The sequence below is a fragment of the Streptomyces sp. NPDC020299 genome, assembly GCF_044387825.1.
GTDB lineage: Bacteria > Actinomycetota > Actinomycetes > Streptomycetales > Streptomycetaceae > Streptomyces.
The window spans coordinates 75,046-93,227 of record NZ_JBIRWL010000013.1; the positions used below are offsets into that span (position 1 = coordinate 75,046).

The window sequence follows — 18,182 nt, forward strand, 5'->3', positions numbered from 1 at the left end:
CCCACCGTGCGGGAGGTGGTCGACGGGACAACAGAGGCGCACATCGGGGGAACGGCAGCACCACATGAGGAATCGACATGCCAGAAATAATCTTCAGCGTCGACCAGTCCCGGCCGATGGCTGAACAGACCGTACCGGGGCACAACAGGTGGCATCCGGACATCCCGGCTGTCGCCATGGTCCGCCCGGGGGACGAGTTCCGTGTCGAATGCCGCGAATGGACCGACGCGCAGATCGGCAACAACGACTCCGCCAACGATGTCCGTGACGTCGATCTGATGCGAGCCCACATGCTCAGCGGGCCGATAGGCGTCGAGGGCGCCGAGCCGGGCGACCTGCTCGTCGTGGACATCCTCGACCTGGGGGCCGTACCCCAGCAGGTGGGGGACGCGCCGGGTCAGTCCTGGGGATACACCGGTGTCTTCGCCAAGGCCAACGGCGGTGGCTTCCTGACGGACTACTTCCCGGACGCCTACAAGGCGATATGGGACTTCCACGGCCAGACGGCGACCTCCAGGCACCTTCCCGGTGTCCGCTTCACCGGCATCACCCACCCCGGCCTCTTCGGCACGGCACCGTCCGCGGAGTTGCTGGACCGGTGGAACAGGCGTGAGCAGGCACTGGTCGACACCGACCCGGACAGGGTCCCGCCCCTGGGACTCACGCCCGACCCCGACAAGGCCCTCGCCGGCCAGGCGACGGGATCGGACGCCGAACGCATCGCCCGGGAGGGCGCGCGTACTGTTCCCGCACGGGAGAACGGCGGCAACCACGACATCAAGAACTTCACCCGCGGAGCACGCGTCTTCTACCCCGTCCACGTCAAGGGCGCCAAGCTGTCGGGCGGTGATCTGCACTTCAGCCAGGGCGACGGTGAGATCACCTTCTGCGGCGCCATCGAGATGGGCGGCTTCATCGACTTCCACGTCGATCTGATCAAGGGCGGCATGGAGAAGTACGGCATCAGCACCAACCCCGTCTTCCTGCCCGGCAACGTCGAGCCGCGGTACTCGGAGTTCATGTCCTTCATCGGGATCTCCGTGGACCACGACACCAACACCAACTACTACCTGGACGCGACGGTCGCCTATCGCCGCGCCTGCCTGAACGCGGTCGAGTACCTGAAGAGGTTCGGCTACACCGGACAGCAGGCCTACCTGCTGCTCGGCGCGGCCCCCATCGAGGGACGCATCAGCGGGATCGTCGACATCCCCAACGCCTGCTGCTCCCTCTATCTGCCCACCGGGATCTTCGACTTCGACGTCCGTCCCACCGCGGAGGGACCGAAGAGCGCGGACCGCGGGCAGTGCGCGGTGACCTCCTGACATCCGGGGATGCCCGGACCGGAGAAGATCCCGCGTCCCGGCACCCGCCTCCTGGCACCCGCACGGCACGCCACCGGCCTCGCCGTGCGGGTGCGCATCCGTCCGGAGGAACTTGTCCCGCGCCGCCGCCCGGGTCCTTCCCGGGCCACGGCCCGGCGACGATGCTGAGGCCGTATGGACATCCTCCTCGTCGCCAGCGCCTTCAACAGTCTGTGTCAGCGCGTCCACGTCGAGCTCGCCGACCGGGGTCACCGCGTGGAGGTGGTGCTGGCCTCGCACGGGGACGACGCGGTGCGCGAGGCCGTGCGGGACACCGCTGCGGAGCTGATCGTCGCGCCGATGCTGAAGACCGCCCTCCCCGAGGACGTGTGGCGGGAGCGCACCTGCCTGATCGTGCACCCGGGCCCGCCCGGCGACCGGGGTCCGTCGTCCCTGGACTGGGCCGTCGCCGAGGACGCCGGACGGTGGGCGGTGACCGTGCTCCAGGCCGAGGCGGGCCTGGACGCCGGTGACGTCTGGGCGTCGGTGCCGTTCACCGTGGAGCCCGTCGGCAAGAGCGACCTGTACCGGGGCGAGGTCTCCGACGCCGCGGTGACCGCCGTCCTGCTGGCGGTGGAACGCTACGCCGGCGGCTCGTACAAACCGCGCCCGCAGAGCGACCCCGGGATCTCCGTGACCTGGCGCGACTTCTTCCGGCAGGAGCGGCGGCGCGTCGACTGGCGGTACGACGACACCGCCACCGTGCTGCGCAAGCTGCGCGGCGCCGACTCCCAGCCGGGTGTCCTCGACGACCTCTTCGGACACGAGGTCTTCCTGCACGGCGGCCACCCCGAGGACGGGCTGCGGGGCCGCCCCGGCGAACTGCTCGCCACCCGGAACGGCGCCGTGTGCCGGGCCACCCGGGACGGCGCGGTGTGGATCCCGGAACTCCGGCCCCGCCGCTGCTCCGGCGACCCGGCGCCCTTCCGGCGCCCGGCGACCGACGTGCTCGGCGACCGGCTGCCCGACGTACCGGAGGTGCCCGCCCCCCTGGAGCCGCTCCCGGGCCGGCGCACCTGGAGCGACATCCGCTACCGACGGCACGGCGACATCGGCCACCTGGCGTTCTCCTTCCCGGGCGGGGCGATGAGCACCTCCCAGTGCCGCCGCCTCCTCGCCGCCTACCGGCACGCCCTGACCCGGCCCACGTCCGTCCTCGTCCTCGGCGGGGCGCGCGACTTCTTCTCCAACGGCATCCACCTGGGCGTCATCGAGTCCGCCGCCGCCCCGGCGCAAGAGTCGTGGGCCAATCTCAACGCCATGAACGACCTGGTCGAAGCGGTGCTGCGGACCACGGACCGCCTGGTGATCGCCGCGCTCGGCGGCAACGCAGCGGCGGGCGGGGCGATGCTGGCGCTGGCGGCGGACGAGGTCTGGTGCCGCTCCGGCGTCGTCCTGAACCCGCACTACCGGCGGATGGGCCTGTACGGCTCGGAGTACTGGACGTACAGCCTGCCCCGGCGCGTCGGCGACGCCACGGCCGAGCGGCTGACCCGCGAGGCGCTGCCGGTGAGCGCCGCCACGGCCGTCCGGCTCGGCCTCGCCGACCGGACGGTGACCGCCGCCCCGGGCGCCTTCCCCGAGGAGGCACGCCGGCTCGCCGCCGCCCTCGCCGGAACACCGGACGTACGGGAGCGGATCGCGGCCAAGGCGGCGGCACGGGCCAGGGACGAGGAACGGCGGCCGCTCGCCGCGTACCGGGAGGACGAGCTCGCCCGCATGCACCGCGTCTTCTTCGACCCCGGCGCCCCTTACCACGCCCTGCGCTCCGCGTTCGTCCGCAAGCAGCCGAGCGGATCACCCCGGCCCCTGTCACCCGCCCCGGCACCGCTGGGGGAGGTCCGATGACGGCTCCGCGCCTGCTGGTCGCCGGGATCGGCAACATCTTCCTCGCCGACGACGCCTTCGGGCCCGAGGTGATCAAGGCCCTGGCCGGGCGGCCCCTGCCCGCGGAGGTCCATGTGCGGGACTTCGGCATCCGCGGCATGGACCTCGCCTACCGGCTCCTCGACGGCTACGACGCCGCCGTCTTCGTCGACGCCGCCCCGCGCGGCCTGGCACCGGGCACGCTGTCGCTGATCGAGCCCGACCTGCCGGACGCCGCGGACACCGCACGGCACGCCCCCGAGGCGCACGGCATGGACCCCGTGAAGGTACTGGCGCTGGCCACGCACCTCGGGGAGGGCGCGCTGCCCCGCGTCGTCGTCCTCGCCTGCGAGCCCGAGGCGGTGCCGAACGCCGACGACCCGGACGTCACCGTCGGTCTGAGCGCGCCGGTGCGCGACGCCGTCGAACGGGCCGTGCCACTGCTCCACACGGTGGTGGAGCGGCTGCTGGCCGACGCCGGCGCCGCGCTCGCGGCCGGCTGACCCCGCAGGTCAGTGGGCGTGCCGGACGCCGGAGGAGGAACCGGCCATGCGCCAGATCCTGATCTCGCGCACCAGCCCGGGGAGCTCCCAGACCAGCAGGCCCAGCACCGTGCTCCCGACCAGCACCGCCTGTGCCGTCAGTACGCGTCTGGCCGTCACCGTCGTCCTTGTTTTTGCCCTTGCCATCTCTGCTCCCTAAGCCCGCTCAGCCCGGCGGAATGTTCGGCATGATCTTCAGGATCGCCTCGTGCTTCTTCCAGTGGATGCCCGTGGACCGGCGCGCGTCGGCGGTGCCGTCCTCGTGATGCCCCGTCTGGTGCTCGTACGGGCCCTTGTTGCCCTGGTGGAGGCCGTAGACGTGGCTGGGCGTGTCGGGCTTCGCCTGCGCTCTCCCGACCCGGATGCTGCCCATGGTGTGTCCTCCTTACGGTCGTGCGGCCGGTGCCACCGGCTGCGTGGCGGCCAGTTCGGTGAAAAAACGTTCCAGTACCGGCCAAATCGTCTCTCCGCCGGACATTCCCTGCCACTCCTGGCGCACCAGTCCGACGACCCGGAAGCAGTCGTCGACCGGCACGATCCAGTGGTGCGCCAGACCCCGGGCGGTGTTCACCAGCAGCGCCTCCACCTCGGGTGTCAGGCCGGCCAGCGGCGGGCAGCCGGCGACGACCTTCCGCCAGGCGTCCGCGTCCACCTCCCAGCGGGTGGCGCCCGCCGGGCTCGGGTAGTGCGCGAGGACCGCGCCGTCCGGGCGGGGCACGAAGAAGGCCAGTCCGACGGGCACGCCCAGCGGTTCGGTGTCCACCGGGGGCAGCCGCAGACGGCGCAGCGGGATCAGCCGGTAGCGCCCGTCGCCCTCCTCGCCCTCGGTGAACAGCAGCGCACAGGGCCGGCAGGCGCACAGCACCTCTTCCCGTGCGCCGTCGTGGAGATGGCGGTGGTCGTCCGGCACCGGGGCGGCGCACAGGTCGCACAGCTCCTCGGCCGCCGTGCGCCGGGCGGCGGCCGAGCGGATGACCCGCCCGAGCGCGCCGCCGGTCACCGCGCCACCCGCGGTTGCCGGGCACGGTGGGTGAGGGCGTCCAGCGGTACGAAGGCGGGGGGCGGGGCGTCCCGCACCTGCTCCACCGCCTGAAGCTCGGGTGCCACCCCGAGGACCGCCTCCCGGACCGCGTCCAGGATCCCGGCGGACGACGAGCCGCAGCCCTTGACCGCCAGGCGGACCCGGACCACCTCCCCCTCGACGGCGACCAGTTCGAGGTCGCCGCCCCGCTCGCGCAGCTCCCCGCCCAGCCGCTCCACCTCCCGGGCCACCCGGACCTCCACCGGCTCGGGGTGGATGCCGTGCAGGACCATCAGGTGGGCGAGGAGTTCGTCCTCGGCCATCTCCCCGGCCAGGGGGGCTTGCGCGCGGTCCAGGATCCTGGCCAGCGCCTCGCCGTAGACCTCGGTGAGCGCCCGTACCGCCTCGAGGGCCTCCCGGGCGGTCGGGCCCGGGGTCTCCTCCAGGTGCTCCAGCAGGTCGTCGAGGCGGGCCAGCCGCGCGGCGAGGGACGCCTCGTCGAGCCGGGTGCCGTCAGCCATGGCCGGCGGCTCCGTACGTCGGCGAGTGCAGCGTGGTCAGCGTCTTGCCCTTGCCCACGTACATGTGCACACCGCACGGCAGACAGGGGTCGAAGCTGCGCACGGTGCGCATGATGTCGACACCCTTGAAGTCGTCGGGGCCGTTCTCCTCGAAGATCGGCTGTCCCTGTACGGCGTCCTCGTACGGGCCGGGGGTGCCGTAGATGTCCCGGGGACTGGCGTTCCACGGGGTGGGCGGGTACGGGTGGTAGTTGGCGATCTTCTTGTCCTTGATCACCAGGTGGTGCGAGAGCACGCCGCGCACCGCCTCGTGGAAGCCGCAGCCGATCGCCTCGTCCGGCACCTCGAAGTTCTCGAAGATCTTGGTGTCGCCGGCCCGGAGCAGCCCCATCGACTCCTCCAGGAACTGCAGGGCCATGGCCGCGGCGTAGGCGATGAAGTACGGCCGCGCACGGTCCCGTTCGATGGTGTTGCTCCACTTCGGGATGTGCCACTCCAGCGTCGTCTCCGGCAGGCTCTCGCCCTTGGGCAGCGAGATGCGCACGCTGTGGCCGGTGGCCTTGACGTACGGGGTGTCGACGATGCCGCTCAGCGCGGTCGACCACAGCCGCGCCAGCGGGCCGCCGCCGGTGTCCAGGGCGAGGTGGTCGCCGCTGCCCTGGTCGTACCAGCGCGGGCTCATCACCCAGCTGTACTTCTCCGCGAAGTCGCGTTTCTGCGGTACCGGGACGGTCGTCTGGTTCCACGGGTGGCGCATGTCGACCGGGTTGCCGAGCGGGTCGTGGGTGACGAACGGCTGCTCGTTGACCCAGTCCTCGTAGTACGAGCTGCCGAGCATGATCCGGATGCCGAGGTTGATGTCGATGAGGTTGTTGGTGACCAGTTTGCCGTCGACGATGACGCCCGGGGTGACGTACATCGCCTTGCCCCACTGGTTCATCGTCTCGTAGCGGTAGTCGACGACGTCCGGGTTCTGCCAGGCGCCCCAGCAGCCGAGCAGGATGCGCCGCTTGCCGACCTCCTCGTAGCCGGGCAGCGCCTCGTAGAAGAAGTCGAAGACGTCGTCGTTCATCGCGACGGCCTTCTTGACGAAGTCGATCACCCGCATCAGCCGGCTGAGGTAGTCGGTGAAGGTGTTCGGCTGCGGCATCGTGCCCACGCCGCCCGGGTACAGCGTCGACGGGTGGACGTGCCGCCCCTCCATCAGGCAGAACATCTCCCGGGTGACCCGGCTGACCTTCAGCGCCTCCTTGTAGACCTCGCCCTCGAACGGGTTGAAGGCCTTCATGATGTCGGCGATGGTGCGGTAGCCGTGGATGTCGCCGCGGGGCGCGTCGGTGCGCTCGGCACGGGCCAGCAGTCCGGGGTTGGTGGACTTGACCATCGCCTCGCAGAAGTCCACGAACACCAGGTTGTCCTGGAAGATCGTGTGGTCGAACATGTACTCGGCGGCTTCGCCGAGGTTGGTGATGTACTCGGCCAGCCGCGGCGGCTTGACGCCGTAGGCCATCTGCTGGGCGTAGTTCGAGCAGGTGGTGTGGTTGTCGCCGCAGATCCCGCAGATGCGCGAGGTGATGAAGCCGGCGTCGCGCGGGTCCTTGCCCTTCATGAACACCGAGTAGCCGCGGAACAGCGACGAGGTGCTGTGGCATTCGACGACTTCCCGGTTGGCGAAGTCGATCTTCGTGTAGATGCCCAGGTTGCCGATGATCCGGGTGATCGGATCCCAGGACATGTCCACGAGCTGGGCGGGCTTGCGCCCCGTGGACCGGGCCTCGGTTGTCGTCATCTGGCTTGCTGCCCCTCGCTGTTCGGGTTCCATCGGTGAGTGGTGGGTCCCCCCTCCCCCCCCGGTGCCGCCGTGTCAGGCGCGCCAGTGCGGGTCGTAACCGCTGGTCAGCTTGCGCTTGTTGTGCCGCCACTTGGGCTCGTGGTTCACGATGTCGTTCGTCAGGCCGCGCAGCCGGCGCACGACCGCCCCGTACGGCTTGATGACCAGCGACGACAGCGTTCCGCCGGGCGGTTCGTCCATGAACGGCATGAACGCGTCGGGGAAGCCGGGCATCGTGCAGCCGATGCAGATGCCGCCGACGTTCGGGCAGCCGCCGATGCCGGCCATCCAGCCGCGCTTGGGCACGTTGCAGTTGACGACCGGGCCCCAGCAGCCGGTCTTCACCAGGCACTTGGGCGAGTTGTAGTCCTTGGCGAAGCTGGCCTGCTCGTAGTACGAGCCCCGGTCGCAGCCCTCGTGCACGGTCTTGCCGAACAGCCACTGCGGGCGCAGCATGTGGTCCAGCGGCGGCGGGGGAGCGGCCCCGGCCGCGTGCTGGAGCACCCAGATCAGGGTCTCCATGAAGTTCTCGGGCTGGATGGGGCAGCCGGGCACGTTGACGATGGGCAGACCGCCCTGCGACACGAAGTCCCAGCCGAGGTAGTCGGCGAGACCCATGGACCCGGTGGGGTTGCCCGCCATGGCGTGGATGCCGCCGTAGGTGGCGCAGGTGCCGGCGGCCACCACGGCCCAGGCCCTCGGCGCCAGTTGGTCGATCCACCAGTTCAGGGGCAGCGGCTGGCCGGTGTCCGGGTCGTTGCCGAACGACGTCCAGTAGCCGTCGCCCTTGATGATGTTCTGGTTCGGGATCGAGCCCTCGATCACGAGCATGAACGGGGCCAGTTCGCCGCGGGCCGCCGCCCGGTACGGGGCGAGGAAGTCCTCGCCGCCCAGGCTCGGTGAGAGCACCTTGTTGACCAGGTTCACCTTCGGCAGACCGGGGATCAGGCCGAGCACCACGTCCTCGATGGAGGGCTGGTCGGCGGCCGTGAGCGAGACGGTGTCGCCGTCGCAGCTCATGCCCTCGGAGATCCAGAGGATGGTGATCTCGTCGAAGCCCTCGCGCCGTTCGGACCGGCTGGGGTCCTGGCTGACTTCGGTGGTGCCGCTTTGGGTGGTCATGTACTCGGCCTCCGCTGCAATCGGTCCCTGAGTCGGTCGTACGCCGCGGCCACGGGCCCGGCGAGGGTGAGCGCGGGTGGATGGTCCGGCGCATGGGGGTGGGGGCGGGTCGGTACGTCCCCTCTGGCCTTCGCCAGCAGCTGCCCGAGGTCGTCGAGCCGGCGGCGGGAGACGGAGGCGCGCAGCCGGGGCATGAACACTTCCTCCTCCTCGCGCACGTGCTCCTCGACCTCGCGGCGCAGCCGGGCGACGAGTTCGTCCGTCCTCTCGTCGCCTTCGTCGAGCCGGTCCAGGGCGAGCAGCGTCTCCTTGACCGCCATGTGCTCGCCGAGGTGCTCGTCGATCTCGCGTCCGCCGTCGACGAAGACCTTCCTCGCCAGGGGGTAGACGTACGTCTCCTCCAGGGCGGCGTGCCGGGACAGCTCCCGCACGAGCAGTTCGACGACGCCCCGCCGCTGACGGTCGGAGGCGGCCAAGTGGTAGTTGCGGAACAACTGCTCCACCCTGCGGTGGTCGTGGGTCAGCAGCTCAAGGGCGTCCATCGGGCGCTCCCTCGTCCACGGTGGCGGTCAGTGGCTGGAGTTCGTGCGGGCGGAAGTAGAAGTAGCGGCCGTACCAGGCGTTGAGCTCCGCGGCCGGGTCGTCGTCGAGCGTGACCGCCAGGTGCGTACTGCCGTCCACGTCGTGGAAGACGGCCGCCACCCGGGCCGTGCGGCCGGCCAGGAACATGTCCTGCGCGTCCGCTCCGCGCCCGGCCGGCCGCAGCCGCACGGCGCTCCCGGCCGCGACCGGCACACCGTCCACGAGCACGCTGTCGGTCGTGGGCGACAGACCCTCGTCACCGCCCTCCTGCCACCAGGGCACCACTCCGCGCGCTCCGGCTGCCACCGGCACTGCGCCGAACGGGTCTTCGCCCCCCGGGACCCCGGCCCCGGCGGCCGGCCCGGTAGCGGCCGTGCTGGAGCGGGCGGGGCCGGCGGGGGCGGGCCGACCGGCGTCGGGCTCGGGGGTGCCGGCCGGGGCGATGCCGTGGTGGGCCGTTCCCGAACAGGCGGGGCCGGCTGACGGCCGGGCGGCGGCTGTTGTGGTGGGGGCCGTGCTGGAGCGGGCGGGGCCGGCCGGGGTGGGACCGGTCGAAGCGAGGTCGGGCCGACCGGCGTCGGGCTCGGGGGTGCCGGCCGGGGGGACGCCGTGGTGGGCCGTGTCCGAACGGGCGGGGGCGGCTGACGGCCGGGCGGCGGCTGTTGGGGTGCGGGTCGCCGGCTGGAGGGAGCGGATCGCGCCGTGCAGGCGGGCGAACATCTCCGGCGGCATGTTCTCGACCCGGTCGAGGATGTCCGCGGCCCGCGGGTCGGTCGCCCGGGCCTCGCGCTTCTCGTCGTCGGTCAGCAGCAGTGTGCGCAGGCTCAGGATCTCGTCGATCTCGGCGGCGTCGTGCAGGTCGCCCGGGCTCTCGGGGGCCACCTGCGGGTGGTCCGGCAGGATGATCGGCGAGGACAGGACCGCGTCCCCGCGGCCCGGTTCGCCGCCGAGGACGGGGAAGGCGAACAGGTTCCGGCAGCCGCGGGCATGCTCCTCGTCCGCCTCGGGCGGCTCGATCAGCGACCCGAACTCGACGCCGGCGCCGCAGATCAGGGTATGGGTGGCCATGAGGGCGTGCCGCAGCGCCTCGGCCCGGGGCACGCCGGCGCCGCCGGGCAGGGACCCCGTGTTCTCGGTGCGCACCCGCAGCCGGTACAGCGCGGTGCCGTGGCCGTCGCCGTCGTCCCGGATCCGCTCGGCCCGGACCGTCGTCACGGCGTGGACGGGGTCCCGGCGGCGCACCACCCGGCCCGCCCCGCCGCCCAGTTGCTCCGTCCCCGCACCGCCGGGCGACCCGACCGTCGTACGGTGGGGGCCCTGGAGGAGCCGGGCCAGCGGCACGTCGATCTCCGCCTCGCGGGGCACCGCCTCGTCGAAGGTCAGATGGACGTCCGCCCCCGTCTGGAGCGACTCCACCGGCCGGTGGAGGCCGTCGCCGGTGGACTGCTCCACCTGCTTGCGCTGGAGCTGGAGGTATCGCACCGTCACCCGCAGCCGGGCGTCGCCGGACGCCCGCAGCAGGCACTCGGTCTGCTGGTACCAGGAGTCCACCGAGCCGGACACCCCCGGCGGCACCGGCCCGTCCGCCTCGGCCCACTCGCGCGGGGTGAGGACGCCGAACTGCCAGCGCACCCGGTTCTTGGGGGATGACCGGCGGTACGGATAAAGAAGGTAGCCCTCGTAGAGCACGGCGTCGGCGACCGTGCGCAGCCGCTGGAGCGCCTCGTCACGTGATGCGAGCGCAGCGCATCCGCTCCTGGCGGTACCGTCCACCATCCTGTCTCCTGTCACGCCGGCCATCCCTTCCACCAGCGTCACACCGCTCACACCAGTCGGCCTCCTGTGGGCCCCCGGGATTGGTCCACTCGGGGGAGCGAAGGGTGAGCGAAGGGTGAGCGTTCAGCCGCAGCGGGGACTCAGCGCCGTACCCGCCCCGCGCGAGGTGCCCGGATGAACTGCAACTCCAGCGCGAGCGGCGGCTCGGCGATACCCGGACCGCCCGCCCCGGCCCACTCCACGATCTCCTCGGTGCAGTCGTCGTCCATCGCGAACCCGACCCACACCGGCCGGCCACCGGCCCGGCGTCCCGTGGCCGACGGTCGCACGACCATCACGTTCGCCTGGTCGCACGGCCCGAGGCAGTCGGTGGTGCGCACCTCGAACCCGCGCTCGGCCGCCGCCTCCCGCAGCCGCTGGAGCTGGCGGGCGTGGTCGGTGCCGGGGTGCTTGCCCGGATCGCCGCAGCAGCACCCGCGGCAGACGACGAGGGTGCAGGGGCGGTCCGGGGCCGGCCGGGGGGCCGGAGGGGAAGGGGACATGGGAGAAGCATGAGCCTTCACCCAGGGCCGGGTTGAGGGCGGGGCCCGGTTCCGGGACGGCGGGCCGGCCGGCCGCCGGGGTGTCCAGGGCCTGTCTGACAATTCCCGCCTGCCCCGCGGCGTCTGGCACGCACTCCCCCACGCTCGGCTTCGCTCGCGCGGGGGGACCCCCATCGCCGCCGCGGGGCCCGCCCTTCGGGCGGACGACGGGAATTGTCAGACTGGCCCTAGGGTGGGCGTGTGACAGACAGCAGCCGGCGGCCGCTCGCCGTCTTCGACCTCGACAACACCCTGGCCGACACGGCGCACCGGCAGCGGTTCCTTGAGAGCAGGCCGCGGGACTGGGACGGCTTCTTCGGCGCCGCCCCGGCGGATCCGCCGCTCGCCGAGGGGGTGGCGCTGGCGCGTGGCAGTGCCGAGGAGTGCGAGGTCGTCTACCTCACTGGGCGGCCCGAGCGCTGCCGGCGCGACACGCTCGACTGGCTCGCCGCGCACGGTCTGCCCGAGGGGCGCGTGTTCATGCGGCGCGACGCCGACCGCAGGCCCGCCCGCCACACCAAGCTGGAGATCCTGCGCCGGCTGGCCCGTGACCGGGAGGTCCGGGTCCTGGTGGACGACGACGAACTGGTGTGCGGCGACGCCGAACGGGCCGGGTTCACCGTCGTACGGGCCCGCTGGGCCCAGCCGTCGGCCGCGCTGGCCGACGCCCAGGAGCGGGAGGGGCGGACCTGAGGAGGGCCGGGCCGGTCAGCCCTCGTCGTCGAGACGGAAGCCCACCTTCAGCCCGACCTGCCAGTGCCCGATCTCGCCGTTCTCGATCTGCCCCCTGACCTGTGTCACCTCGAACCAGTCGAGGTTGCGCAGGGTCTGGCCGGCGCGCGCGATGCCGTTGCGGATGGCCTGGTCGACGCCTTCGGGGGAGGTGCCGACGATCTCGGTGACCCGGTAGGTGTGGTTCGACATGGCGAGTGCTCCTCTCCTTGGTGACAGGTGTGCCACGCGTCACTCCACCGTGCCGTATGCGGAGGTGGATTGCGAGGCGTCGGGCCGAAACCCGGGGTAGGCCTTGACCTCCGGATTGGTCCATACCAAAATCCAGCACGCCCGTACGAGCGTCCGCGCTCGTCCCCCACGTCGGGCCCCCTCCCCTGTCCAGCAGACAGAACAGGACCCCTCGTGCGACGTCGACTCCTCGCCCTCGTCTGTGTGTCCGCCGCCCTCGCCGCCGGCTGCGGTGTCCTGCCGGGCGGCGACGAGCGCCACACCGTCACCGTGTGGCTGATGAAGGACAGCGCGTCGAAGGACTTCCTGCGCCGTTTCACCGAGGACTTCGAGCGCACCCACGGCGACATCCGCCTCCGTATCCGCATCCAGGAATGGACCGGCATCGTCGACAAGGTGCAGAGCGCGCTCAGGAGCGACTCGGACGACGCCCCGGACGTCATCGAGGTCGGCAACACCCAGGTCCCGCGCTACGTCGAGGGCAACCGCCTCACCGACCTCACCCTGGAGTCGGTACGCGACTGGGACAAGGACCACTGGCTGCCCGGCCTGACCGAGCCCGGGCACCAGGGCACCCAGCAGTACGGCATCCCCTGGTACGCCGCCAACCGCGTCGTCATCTACCGCAAGGACCTCTTCGAACGGGCCGGCATCACCGGGCCGCCGAAGACCCGCGAGGAGTGGCTCGCCGACACCGGGAAGCTCGACTCCGGCGGGAACCAGGGCATCTACCTCGCCGGACAGGACTGGTACACACTCGCCGGCTTCGTCTGGGACGAGGGCGGCGACCTGGCCGAGGAGAAGGGCTTCCGCTGGAAGGGCACCCTGGACACCCCGGCGGCGCTGCGCGGCATGGACTTCTACCGAAGGCTCCAGGCCCTCGGCCGGGGTCCGGTCGGCACCGACGAGGAACACCCGCCCCAGGCGGGCGTGTTCGCGGGCGGCAAGGTCGCGCAGATCGTGGCCGTGCCGGGCCTCGCGCAGTCGATCGTGCAGCAGAACCCTGAACTCAAGGACCAGCTGGGCTACTTCCCGGTGCCCGGGAAGACCGCGAGCCGGCCCGGCACCGTGTTCACGGGCGGCTCCGACCTCATCGTGCCCCGCAACACCGACCAGCCGGACCGCGCCGTCGAGGTCGTCGCGGCCCTCACCGGCGCCAAGTGGGACACCGAACTGGCCCGCACCATGAACTACGTGCCCAACAGGACGACCCTGGCGAGCGCGGTCGCGGGCGAGGAGGGGGTCGCCGCCATGGCGGCGGGCGCCGCACACGGGCGGGCGACCCCCAGCACCCCTCAGTGGACCGCGGTCGAGACCGACAACCCGATCAAGGAGTACATGAGCAAGGTGCTCGGCGGCGCCGACCCGGCGACCGAGGCCCGCCGCGCCTCCCGCCGGATCACCGACGAGCTCGCGCCCGACCTGGACTGAAGCGGCCGGCGCGGACGGGCCCCACCGGTCACCGGGCCGTGTTCCCGGTCACCGGGCCATGCTCAGCGACAGCGCGAAACGCTGCTCCGAGTCGGTCCACCAGTGGGTCAACTCCAGCCCGGCACTGGCCAGTTCGGCGGAGATCCCGTCCCGCCGGAACTTCGCCGACACCTCGGTGCGCAGTTCCTCGCCCGCGCCGAAGTCGACCGCGAGGTCCAGCGCGGGGATCTTCACGGTCTGGGCCGCGCCGGAGCGCAGCCGCATCTCGATCCACTCGTTCTCCGCGTCCCACAGGGCCACGTGCTCGAAGGCGCCGGGATCGAAGTCGGCGCCCAGTTCGCGGTTGACGACGGCCAGGACGTTCTTGTTGAACTCGGCCGTCACCCCGGCCGCGTCGTCGTACGCCCGGACGAGGACGTCCTCCTCCTTGACCAGGTCCGTGCCGAGCAGCAGGGCGTCGCCCGGCGACAGCAGCGCGCGGACCGAGGCGAGGAACCGGGCGCGTTCGGCGGGCAGGAGATTGCCGAGGGTGCCGCCCAGGAAGGCCACCATCCGGGGGCCGGGCGTGTCCGGAAGGGCCAGCGCGGCCGTGAAGTCGGCGATCAGGGCGTGCACTTCGAGCCCCGGCCGCTCCTCGACGAGGGCCTGCCCGGCCTGGGTCAGGGCGCTCTCGCTGACGTCGACGGGGACGTAGACGCGCAGGTTGGTGAGCGCGTCGATCAGGTACCGCGTCTTCTCGGAGGAACCGGAGCCCAGTTCGACCAGCGTACGGGCCCCGGTCGCGGAAGCGATCTCGCCGGAGCGGGTGGTGAGGATCTCCCGTTCGGCGCGGGTCGGGTAGTACTCGTCGAGTTCGGTGATCTGCTCGAACAGCTCGCTGCCCCGGGCGTCGTAGAACCACTTCGGCGGCAGGGTCTTGGGGTCGGCGGTGAGGCCTTGCAGGACGTCGGCGCGCAGCGCGGCGTCCGTCGCGTCCTCGGGAAGGGTGCGGGTGACGTGCAGGGGACTCACGTGCAGGGCTCCTTCGGTGGTACAGGGGCGAGGGCTTCCGTCAGGGGGGTCAGCCGGGCGCCGGCCCGGTCGGCCGTGAGCAGCGTGCGGTCGGGGACCTCCTGCCAGCGCGGGTCGTCGTCGTACGGCTCGGAGGCGACGACGGCGCGGCCGGGCTCCGTGAGGTACCAGAGGGTGTCGCCCCAGGCGGTGGCGGTGATGGTCTCGCCGTCGGTGAGCAGCAGGTTGAGCCGGGAGGCGGGGGCCGCCTCGGCGACCTGGAGAACCGTTTCGGCGAGGGCTGGGCCCGCCTCCTTCCCGGAGTGCAGCCGGTGCAGGACCAGCGCCCAGACGAAGGCCGAGTCGGTGCGCGCCTCCAGCGACAGCAGGTCGACCGGGGGCAGCGTGGGGGCCAGCGGGGCCACGGACCGGGGCCAGTCCCTGACCGCGCCGTTGTGGCTGAACAGCCACCGGCCCGCCGCGAACGGCGCCGCCGCGGCCTCCGCGTCGGCGCCCGACAGGGTGGCGTCACGCACCGCGGCGAGCAGCGCGCCCGTCCGGACCACCCGGGCCAGGTCGGCGAAGGACTGGTCGGCCCAGATCGGCCCGGCCCGCCGGTAGCGGGCCGGCACCGGATCGTCCGGGGCGTACCAGCCGACGCCGAAACCGTCGGCGTTGACCGTGCCGTACCGCTGCCGCCGTGGCGCCCACGACTGGCGGTACAAGCCGTGCGGGGGCTCCGTGATCACCTCGCCCAGCGGCTCCGGCGGCCCCACGTACGCCAGATGACGGCACATCAGACGTCCTCCGAGCGGGCGGTGCGGAAGCCGGAGAAGATCTGCCGCCGGATCGGGTAGTCCCAGTTGCGGAACGTGCCCCGGCAGGCCACCTGGTCCACGGCGAACGAGCCGCCGCGCAGCACCTTGTACTCCGGCCCGAAGAACACCTCCGAGTACTCCTTGTACGGAAACGCGGTGAACCCCGGGTACGGCAGGAAGTCGCTCGCCGTCCACTCCCACACGTCGCCGATCAACTGGCGTACGCCGAGCGGCGACTCGCCCGCCGGGTAGCTGCCCGCCGGGGCCGGGCGCAGGTGCCGCTGGCCCAGGTTGGCGTGTTCCGGCGCCGGGTCGGCGTCGCCCCACGGGTAGCGCCGGGAGCGCCCCGTGGCGGGGTCGTGCCGGGCGGCCTTCTCCCACTCGGCCTCGGTGGGCAGCCGGCGCCCGGCCCAGCGGGCGTAGGCGTCGGCCTCGTACCAGCACACGTGCAGCACCGGCTCGTCGGGCGGGACGACCTCGGTGACGCCGAAGCGGCGCCGCAGCCACTGGCCGCCGTCGCGGCGCCAGAACTGCGGTGCGCTGATGCGGTTGCCTTGTATGTGCGCCCAGCCCTGGGGTGTCCACCAGCGCTCGGTGTCGTAGCCGCCGTCCTCGATGAACGCCTGGTACGCGGCGTTCGTCACCGGTGTGGTGTCGATGCGGAAAGGGGCCACCTCGACGCGGTGCGCGGGGCGTTCGTTGTCCAGCGCCCACGGCTCGGTGGATGTGCCCATGGTGAACGGGCCGCCGGGGACGAGGACTTCGGCCGGCCCGGTGAACAGCGGCGCCGGGTCCGGGTCGGGTGCGGTCAGGACCTGCGGGCCCTTGCGGAGCTGATGGGTGATCAGCATCGTCTCGTCGTGCTGCTGTTCGTGCTGGGCGATCATGCCGAAGGCGAAGCCCGCCTCGGTGAGCCGGGTGCCGCGCAGCGCGGTGCTCCCCAGCAGGTCCAGGGCGCGGCCGCGTACCTCGGCCGCGTAGCCGCGGGCCTCGGCGGGCGGCAGCAGCGGCAGCGAGGGCCGTTCGGCCCGCGAGTGCTCGAACGCGTCGTACAGGCCGTCGATCTCGGGCCGCATCGGCTCCCGGCCGCCGACGGCCCGCAGCAGCCACAGCTCTTCCTGGTTGCCGATGTGGGCGAGGTCCCACACCAGCGGGGACATCAGCGGCGAGTGCTGGGCGGTGAGGTCCGGCTCGTCGACGCAGTCGGTCAGCAGGGCGGTCCGGGCGCGCGCGGTGGTCAGGGAGGCCAGCGCGCGCTCCCGGAGGCCTTCGTGATCGGTCTCGTGCTCGGTCTCGGCGGCGGTCATGGGCGGATGTCCTTCCCGTGGGTGCGAGGGGCCGTGCCGCGCAGGCGGTCCAGCATGTCGTCGGCAGGGCAGCGGCCCCGGGCGACGTAGCGGTCGGAGTACGCCGCGACGGCGTCCGTGACCTCGGCCGTGGCGCCGAGCCGGGGGAGCGCCTCCAGCGCCGCCGCGAAACAGGCGACGGCGGCCTCCCGCAGCTCGGTGTCGGCCAGCGCGTACCGGGCCGCGTCCGTCCACAACGGGTTGTGCGGCGCGGGCAGCCCGAGCGTCCGTTCGGCCAGGGGCTTCACGGTGCGGTACGCGGTCTCGGCGGCCTGCGGGTCGTCGAAGAGCGCGGCTGTCACCGCGAGCGGCACGATCCACCCGTCGTCGCCGGGCTGCGCGTCGATCATGCGCAGCTCCAGGTGCCCGCGCGGCCTGACCGGCGGGAACAGCGTCGTGAGGTGGTAGTCGAGGTCCGCGCGGGTCGGCGGCCGGGGCTCCGCCTTCTGGATCCAGTCCCGGAAGGTGAGCCCCTCGGGTACCTCCCAGGGTTCGCCGTCGAGCCGTACGCACATCACCGGCGCGTCGAGCACGTGCCGCGCCCAGGCGGTACGCGGTTCACCGGCCGGGGGCGCGCCCGCACGGCCCGCGCCGATCTCCATCCACAGCAGCTGCCGGGTGGACAGCCAGCCCGTGGGCTCCCCTCCGACGAGCGGGGAGTTGGCGAACGCGGCCACCAGGACCGCGCCCAGCTGGTGTGCCAGCCACCAGCGCCGCCCGTGGCCCAGCGGGCCCGGCTCCTCGTAGCCGGCGTCCAGGCACACCTGGACGGAGGCGGAGGTGCACATCATGTGCCGGCCGGCCGCGCCCGTGCGGTCCAGGCAGGTCTCCAGGGCGTCGTAGCGCGGCTCGTGCAGGAACCTGCGGGGCTCGTGCCAGGGGTCGTGGCCGGCGCCGACGAGGCCGAGGCCGTCCTCGGCCAGGACCGCGCGGACGGCGGCCAGGTCGGCGGAGACGGTGCCTATGCACTCCATGAGGGAGGCGGCGGGCGGCGAGCTCAGTTCCAGCTGGCCGCCGGGTTCGACGGTGAGCGCCGAGCCCAGGGGGACGGTGCGCAGTGCGGCATAGGCCGCTTCGAGACGTTCGGGTGTCACCGGCAGCCGCGGCTGCCGCAGCTCGTGAACGAGCCATTCCACTTCGACCCCGAGGGTGCGGGGCGGTCCGGTCTTGAAGCAGATGCCCCTGACCAGGGCCTCCACCTCGGGTTCGGTGACGACGGTACGGTGCTTCGTACAGTCGCCGACATCACTTGCCGAATCGGACATGTCGGGATCCTCCTGAGATTCCACCATGCCACCGCCCGGCCGGGGTGGGCCGGGACGGCGTCATCCGTCCCACCCAAGACCTTCTCGCCGATTCGCACAAGGGTGCAAATCGGGGCGATCGGGTGCTGGAATCTCTGTTTCCACGGCCGGGAAACTCTGTTGC

The 18,182-nt window shown here is 72.4% G+C and carries 19 protein-coding genes; 5 read left to right on the forward strand and 14 right to left on the reverse strand.

Annotation, left to right across the window (positions count from 1 at the left end; all coding sequences use genetic code 11):
- Positions 1 to 77 precede the first annotated feature (77 nt).
- The 3 genes from fmdA to ACH45E_RS30110 all read left to right on the forward strand — a co-directional run bounded on the left by fmdA (position 78) and on the right by ACH45E_RS30110 (position 3,733).
- Positions 78 to 1,325, forward strand: coding sequence for a formamidase (gene fmdA, locus ACH45E_RS30100; protein WP_361452468.1), 1,248 nt, complete (start codon positions 78 to 80; stop codon positions 1,323 to 1,325).
- Positions 1,326 to 1,499: 174 nt separating this feature from the next.
- Entirely contained in the window at positions 1,500 to 3,212 is a 1,713-nt protein-coding gene (locus tag ACH45E_RS30105) for a hydrogenase maturation protein (protein WP_361452471.1), read from the forward strand.
- On the forward strand, positions 3,209 to 3,733 hold the full coding sequence (locus ACH45E_RS30110; RefSeq protein WP_361452474.1) for a hydrogenase maturation protease: 525 nt from the start codon (positions 3,209 to 3,211) through the stop codon (positions 3,731 to 3,733). The genes ACH45E_RS30105 and ACH45E_RS30110 overlap by 4 nt, the downstream gene beginning before the upstream one ends.
- A gap of 9 nt (positions 3,734 to 3,742) precedes the next feature.
- Here ACH45E_RS30110 and ACH45E_RS30115 read toward each other — a convergent pair whose 3' ends face one another.
- The 9 genes from ACH45E_RS30115 to ACH45E_RS30155 form a co-directional block, all read right to left on the reverse strand.
- Entirely contained in the window at positions 3,743 to 3,892 is a 150-nt protein-coding gene (locus tag ACH45E_RS30115) for a hypothetical protein (RefSeq protein ID WP_361452477.1), read from the reverse strand.
- A 46-nt stretch (positions 3,893 to 3,938) separates the two neighbouring features.
- Positions 3,939 to 4,145 (reverse strand): hypothetical protein, encoded by a 207-nt coding sequence (locus ACH45E_RS30120; RefSeq protein ID WP_361452480.1) that lies wholly within the window; start codon positions 4,143 to 4,145, stop codon positions 3,939 to 3,941.
- Positions 4,146 to 4,157: 12 nt separating this feature from the next.
- Positions 4,158 to 4,772 carry a DUF5947 family protein gene (locus ACH45E_RS30125; protein ID WP_361452483.1) on the reverse strand — a complete coding sequence of 205 codons (615 nt, stop codon included), beginning with the start codon at positions 4,770 to 4,772 and terminating at the stop codon, positions 4,158 to 4,160.
- Positions 4,769 to 5,314 (reverse strand): NifU family protein, encoded by a 546-nt coding sequence (locus ACH45E_RS30130; RefSeq protein ID WP_361452486.1) that lies wholly within the window; start codon positions 5,312 to 5,314, stop codon positions 4,769 to 4,771. Before ACH45E_RS30130 ends, ACH45E_RS30125 begins: the two co-directional genes overlap by 4 nt.
- Positions 5,307 to 7,103, reverse strand: coding sequence for a nickel-dependent hydrogenase large subunit (locus tag ACH45E_RS30135; protein WP_361452489.1), 1,797 nt, complete (start codon positions 7,101 to 7,103; stop codon positions 5,307 to 5,309). Before ACH45E_RS30135 ends, ACH45E_RS30130 begins: the two co-directional genes overlap by 8 nt.
- 75 nt (positions 7,104 to 7,178) lie before the next feature.
- Positions 7,179 to 8,267, reverse strand: coding sequence for a hydrogenase expression protein HypE (locus tag ACH45E_RS30140; RefSeq protein ID WP_361452492.1), 1,089 nt, complete (start codon positions 8,265 to 8,267; stop codon positions 7,179 to 7,181).
- Positions 8,264 to 8,809, reverse strand: coding sequence for a hemerythrin domain-containing protein (locus ACH45E_RS30145; protein ID WP_361452495.1), 546 nt, complete (start codon positions 8,807 to 8,809; stop codon positions 8,264 to 8,266). Before ACH45E_RS30145 ends, ACH45E_RS30140 begins: the two co-directional genes overlap by 4 nt.
- Positions 8,796 to 10,625, reverse strand: a complete 1,830-nt coding sequence (locus ACH45E_RS30150; RefSeq protein WP_361452497.1) for a hypothetical protein — start codon at positions 10,623 to 10,625, stop codon at positions 8,796 to 8,798. Before ACH45E_RS30150 ends, ACH45E_RS30145 begins: the two co-directional genes overlap by 14 nt.
- A 140-nt stretch (positions 10,626 to 10,765) precedes the next feature.
- Positions 10,766 to 11,167 (reverse strand): (2Fe-2S) ferredoxin domain-containing protein, encoded by a 402-nt coding sequence (locus ACH45E_RS30155; protein WP_361452499.1) that lies wholly within the window; start codon positions 11,165 to 11,167, stop codon positions 10,766 to 10,768.
- A gap of 240 nt (positions 11,168 to 11,407) precedes the next feature.
- On the opposite strand from ACH45E_RS30155, the gene ACH45E_RS30160 reads away from it, so the two are divergent.
- Positions 11,408 to 11,899, forward strand: coding sequence for a hypothetical protein (locus ACH45E_RS30160; RefSeq protein WP_361452502.1), 492 nt, complete (start codon positions 11,408 to 11,410; stop codon positions 11,897 to 11,899).
- 15 nt (positions 11,900 to 11,914) lie between these two features.
- Here the strand turns inward: ACH45E_RS30160 and ACH45E_RS30165 are convergent, their stop codons facing one another.
- A complete protein-coding gene (locus tag ACH45E_RS30165; protein ID WP_361452505.1) occupies positions 11,915 to 12,130 on the reverse strand; it encodes a dodecin in 216 nt (71 codons plus the stop codon).
- 213 nt (positions 12,131 to 12,343) lie between these two features.
- Here ACH45E_RS30165 and ACH45E_RS30170 point away from each other — a divergent pair, with 213 nt between their 5' ends.
- Complete coding sequence (locus tag ACH45E_RS30170) at positions 12,344 to 13,600, forward strand: extracellular solute-binding protein (RefSeq protein WP_361452508.1); 1,257 nt, start codon at positions 12,344 to 12,346, stop codon at positions 13,598 to 13,600.
- Between the two features lie 48 nt (positions 13,601 to 13,648).
- Here ACH45E_RS30170 and egtD read toward each other — a convergent pair whose 3' ends face one another.
- Genes egtD through egtA form a run of 4 tightly spaced genes read right to left on the reverse strand, consistent with a single transcriptional unit; the run spans position 13,649 to position 18,019 of the window.
- Positions 13,649 to 14,611: an L-histidine N(alpha)-methyltransferase gene (egtD, locus tag ACH45E_RS30175; protein WP_361452511.1), complete on the reverse strand. Its 963-nt coding sequence runs from the start codon at positions 14,609 to 14,611 to the stop codon at positions 13,649 to 13,651.
- The gene (gene egtC / locus ACH45E_RS30180; protein WP_361452514.1) at positions 14,608 to 15,387 is read right to left on the reverse strand and encodes an ergothioneine biosynthesis protein EgtC; all 780 of its coding nucleotides are present in this window, start codon (positions 15,385 to 15,387) and stop codon (positions 14,608 to 14,610) included. The genes egtD and egtC overlap by 4 nt, the downstream gene beginning before the upstream one ends.
- Positions 15,387 to 16,715: an ergothioneine biosynthesis protein EgtB gene (egtB, locus tag ACH45E_RS30185; protein WP_361452517.1), complete on the reverse strand. Its 1,329-nt coding sequence runs from the start codon at positions 16,713 to 16,715 to the stop codon at positions 15,387 to 15,389. Before egtB ends, egtC begins: the two co-directional genes overlap by 1 nt.
- Positions 16,712 to 18,019, reverse strand: a complete 1,308-nt coding sequence (gene egtA, locus ACH45E_RS30190; RefSeq protein WP_361452520.1) for an ergothioneine biosynthesis glutamate--cysteine ligase EgtA — start codon at positions 18,017 to 18,019, stop codon at positions 16,712 to 16,714. The genes egtB and egtA overlap by 4 nt, the downstream gene beginning before the upstream one ends.
- Between the last annotated feature and the right edge of the window lie 163 nt (positions 18,020 to 18,182).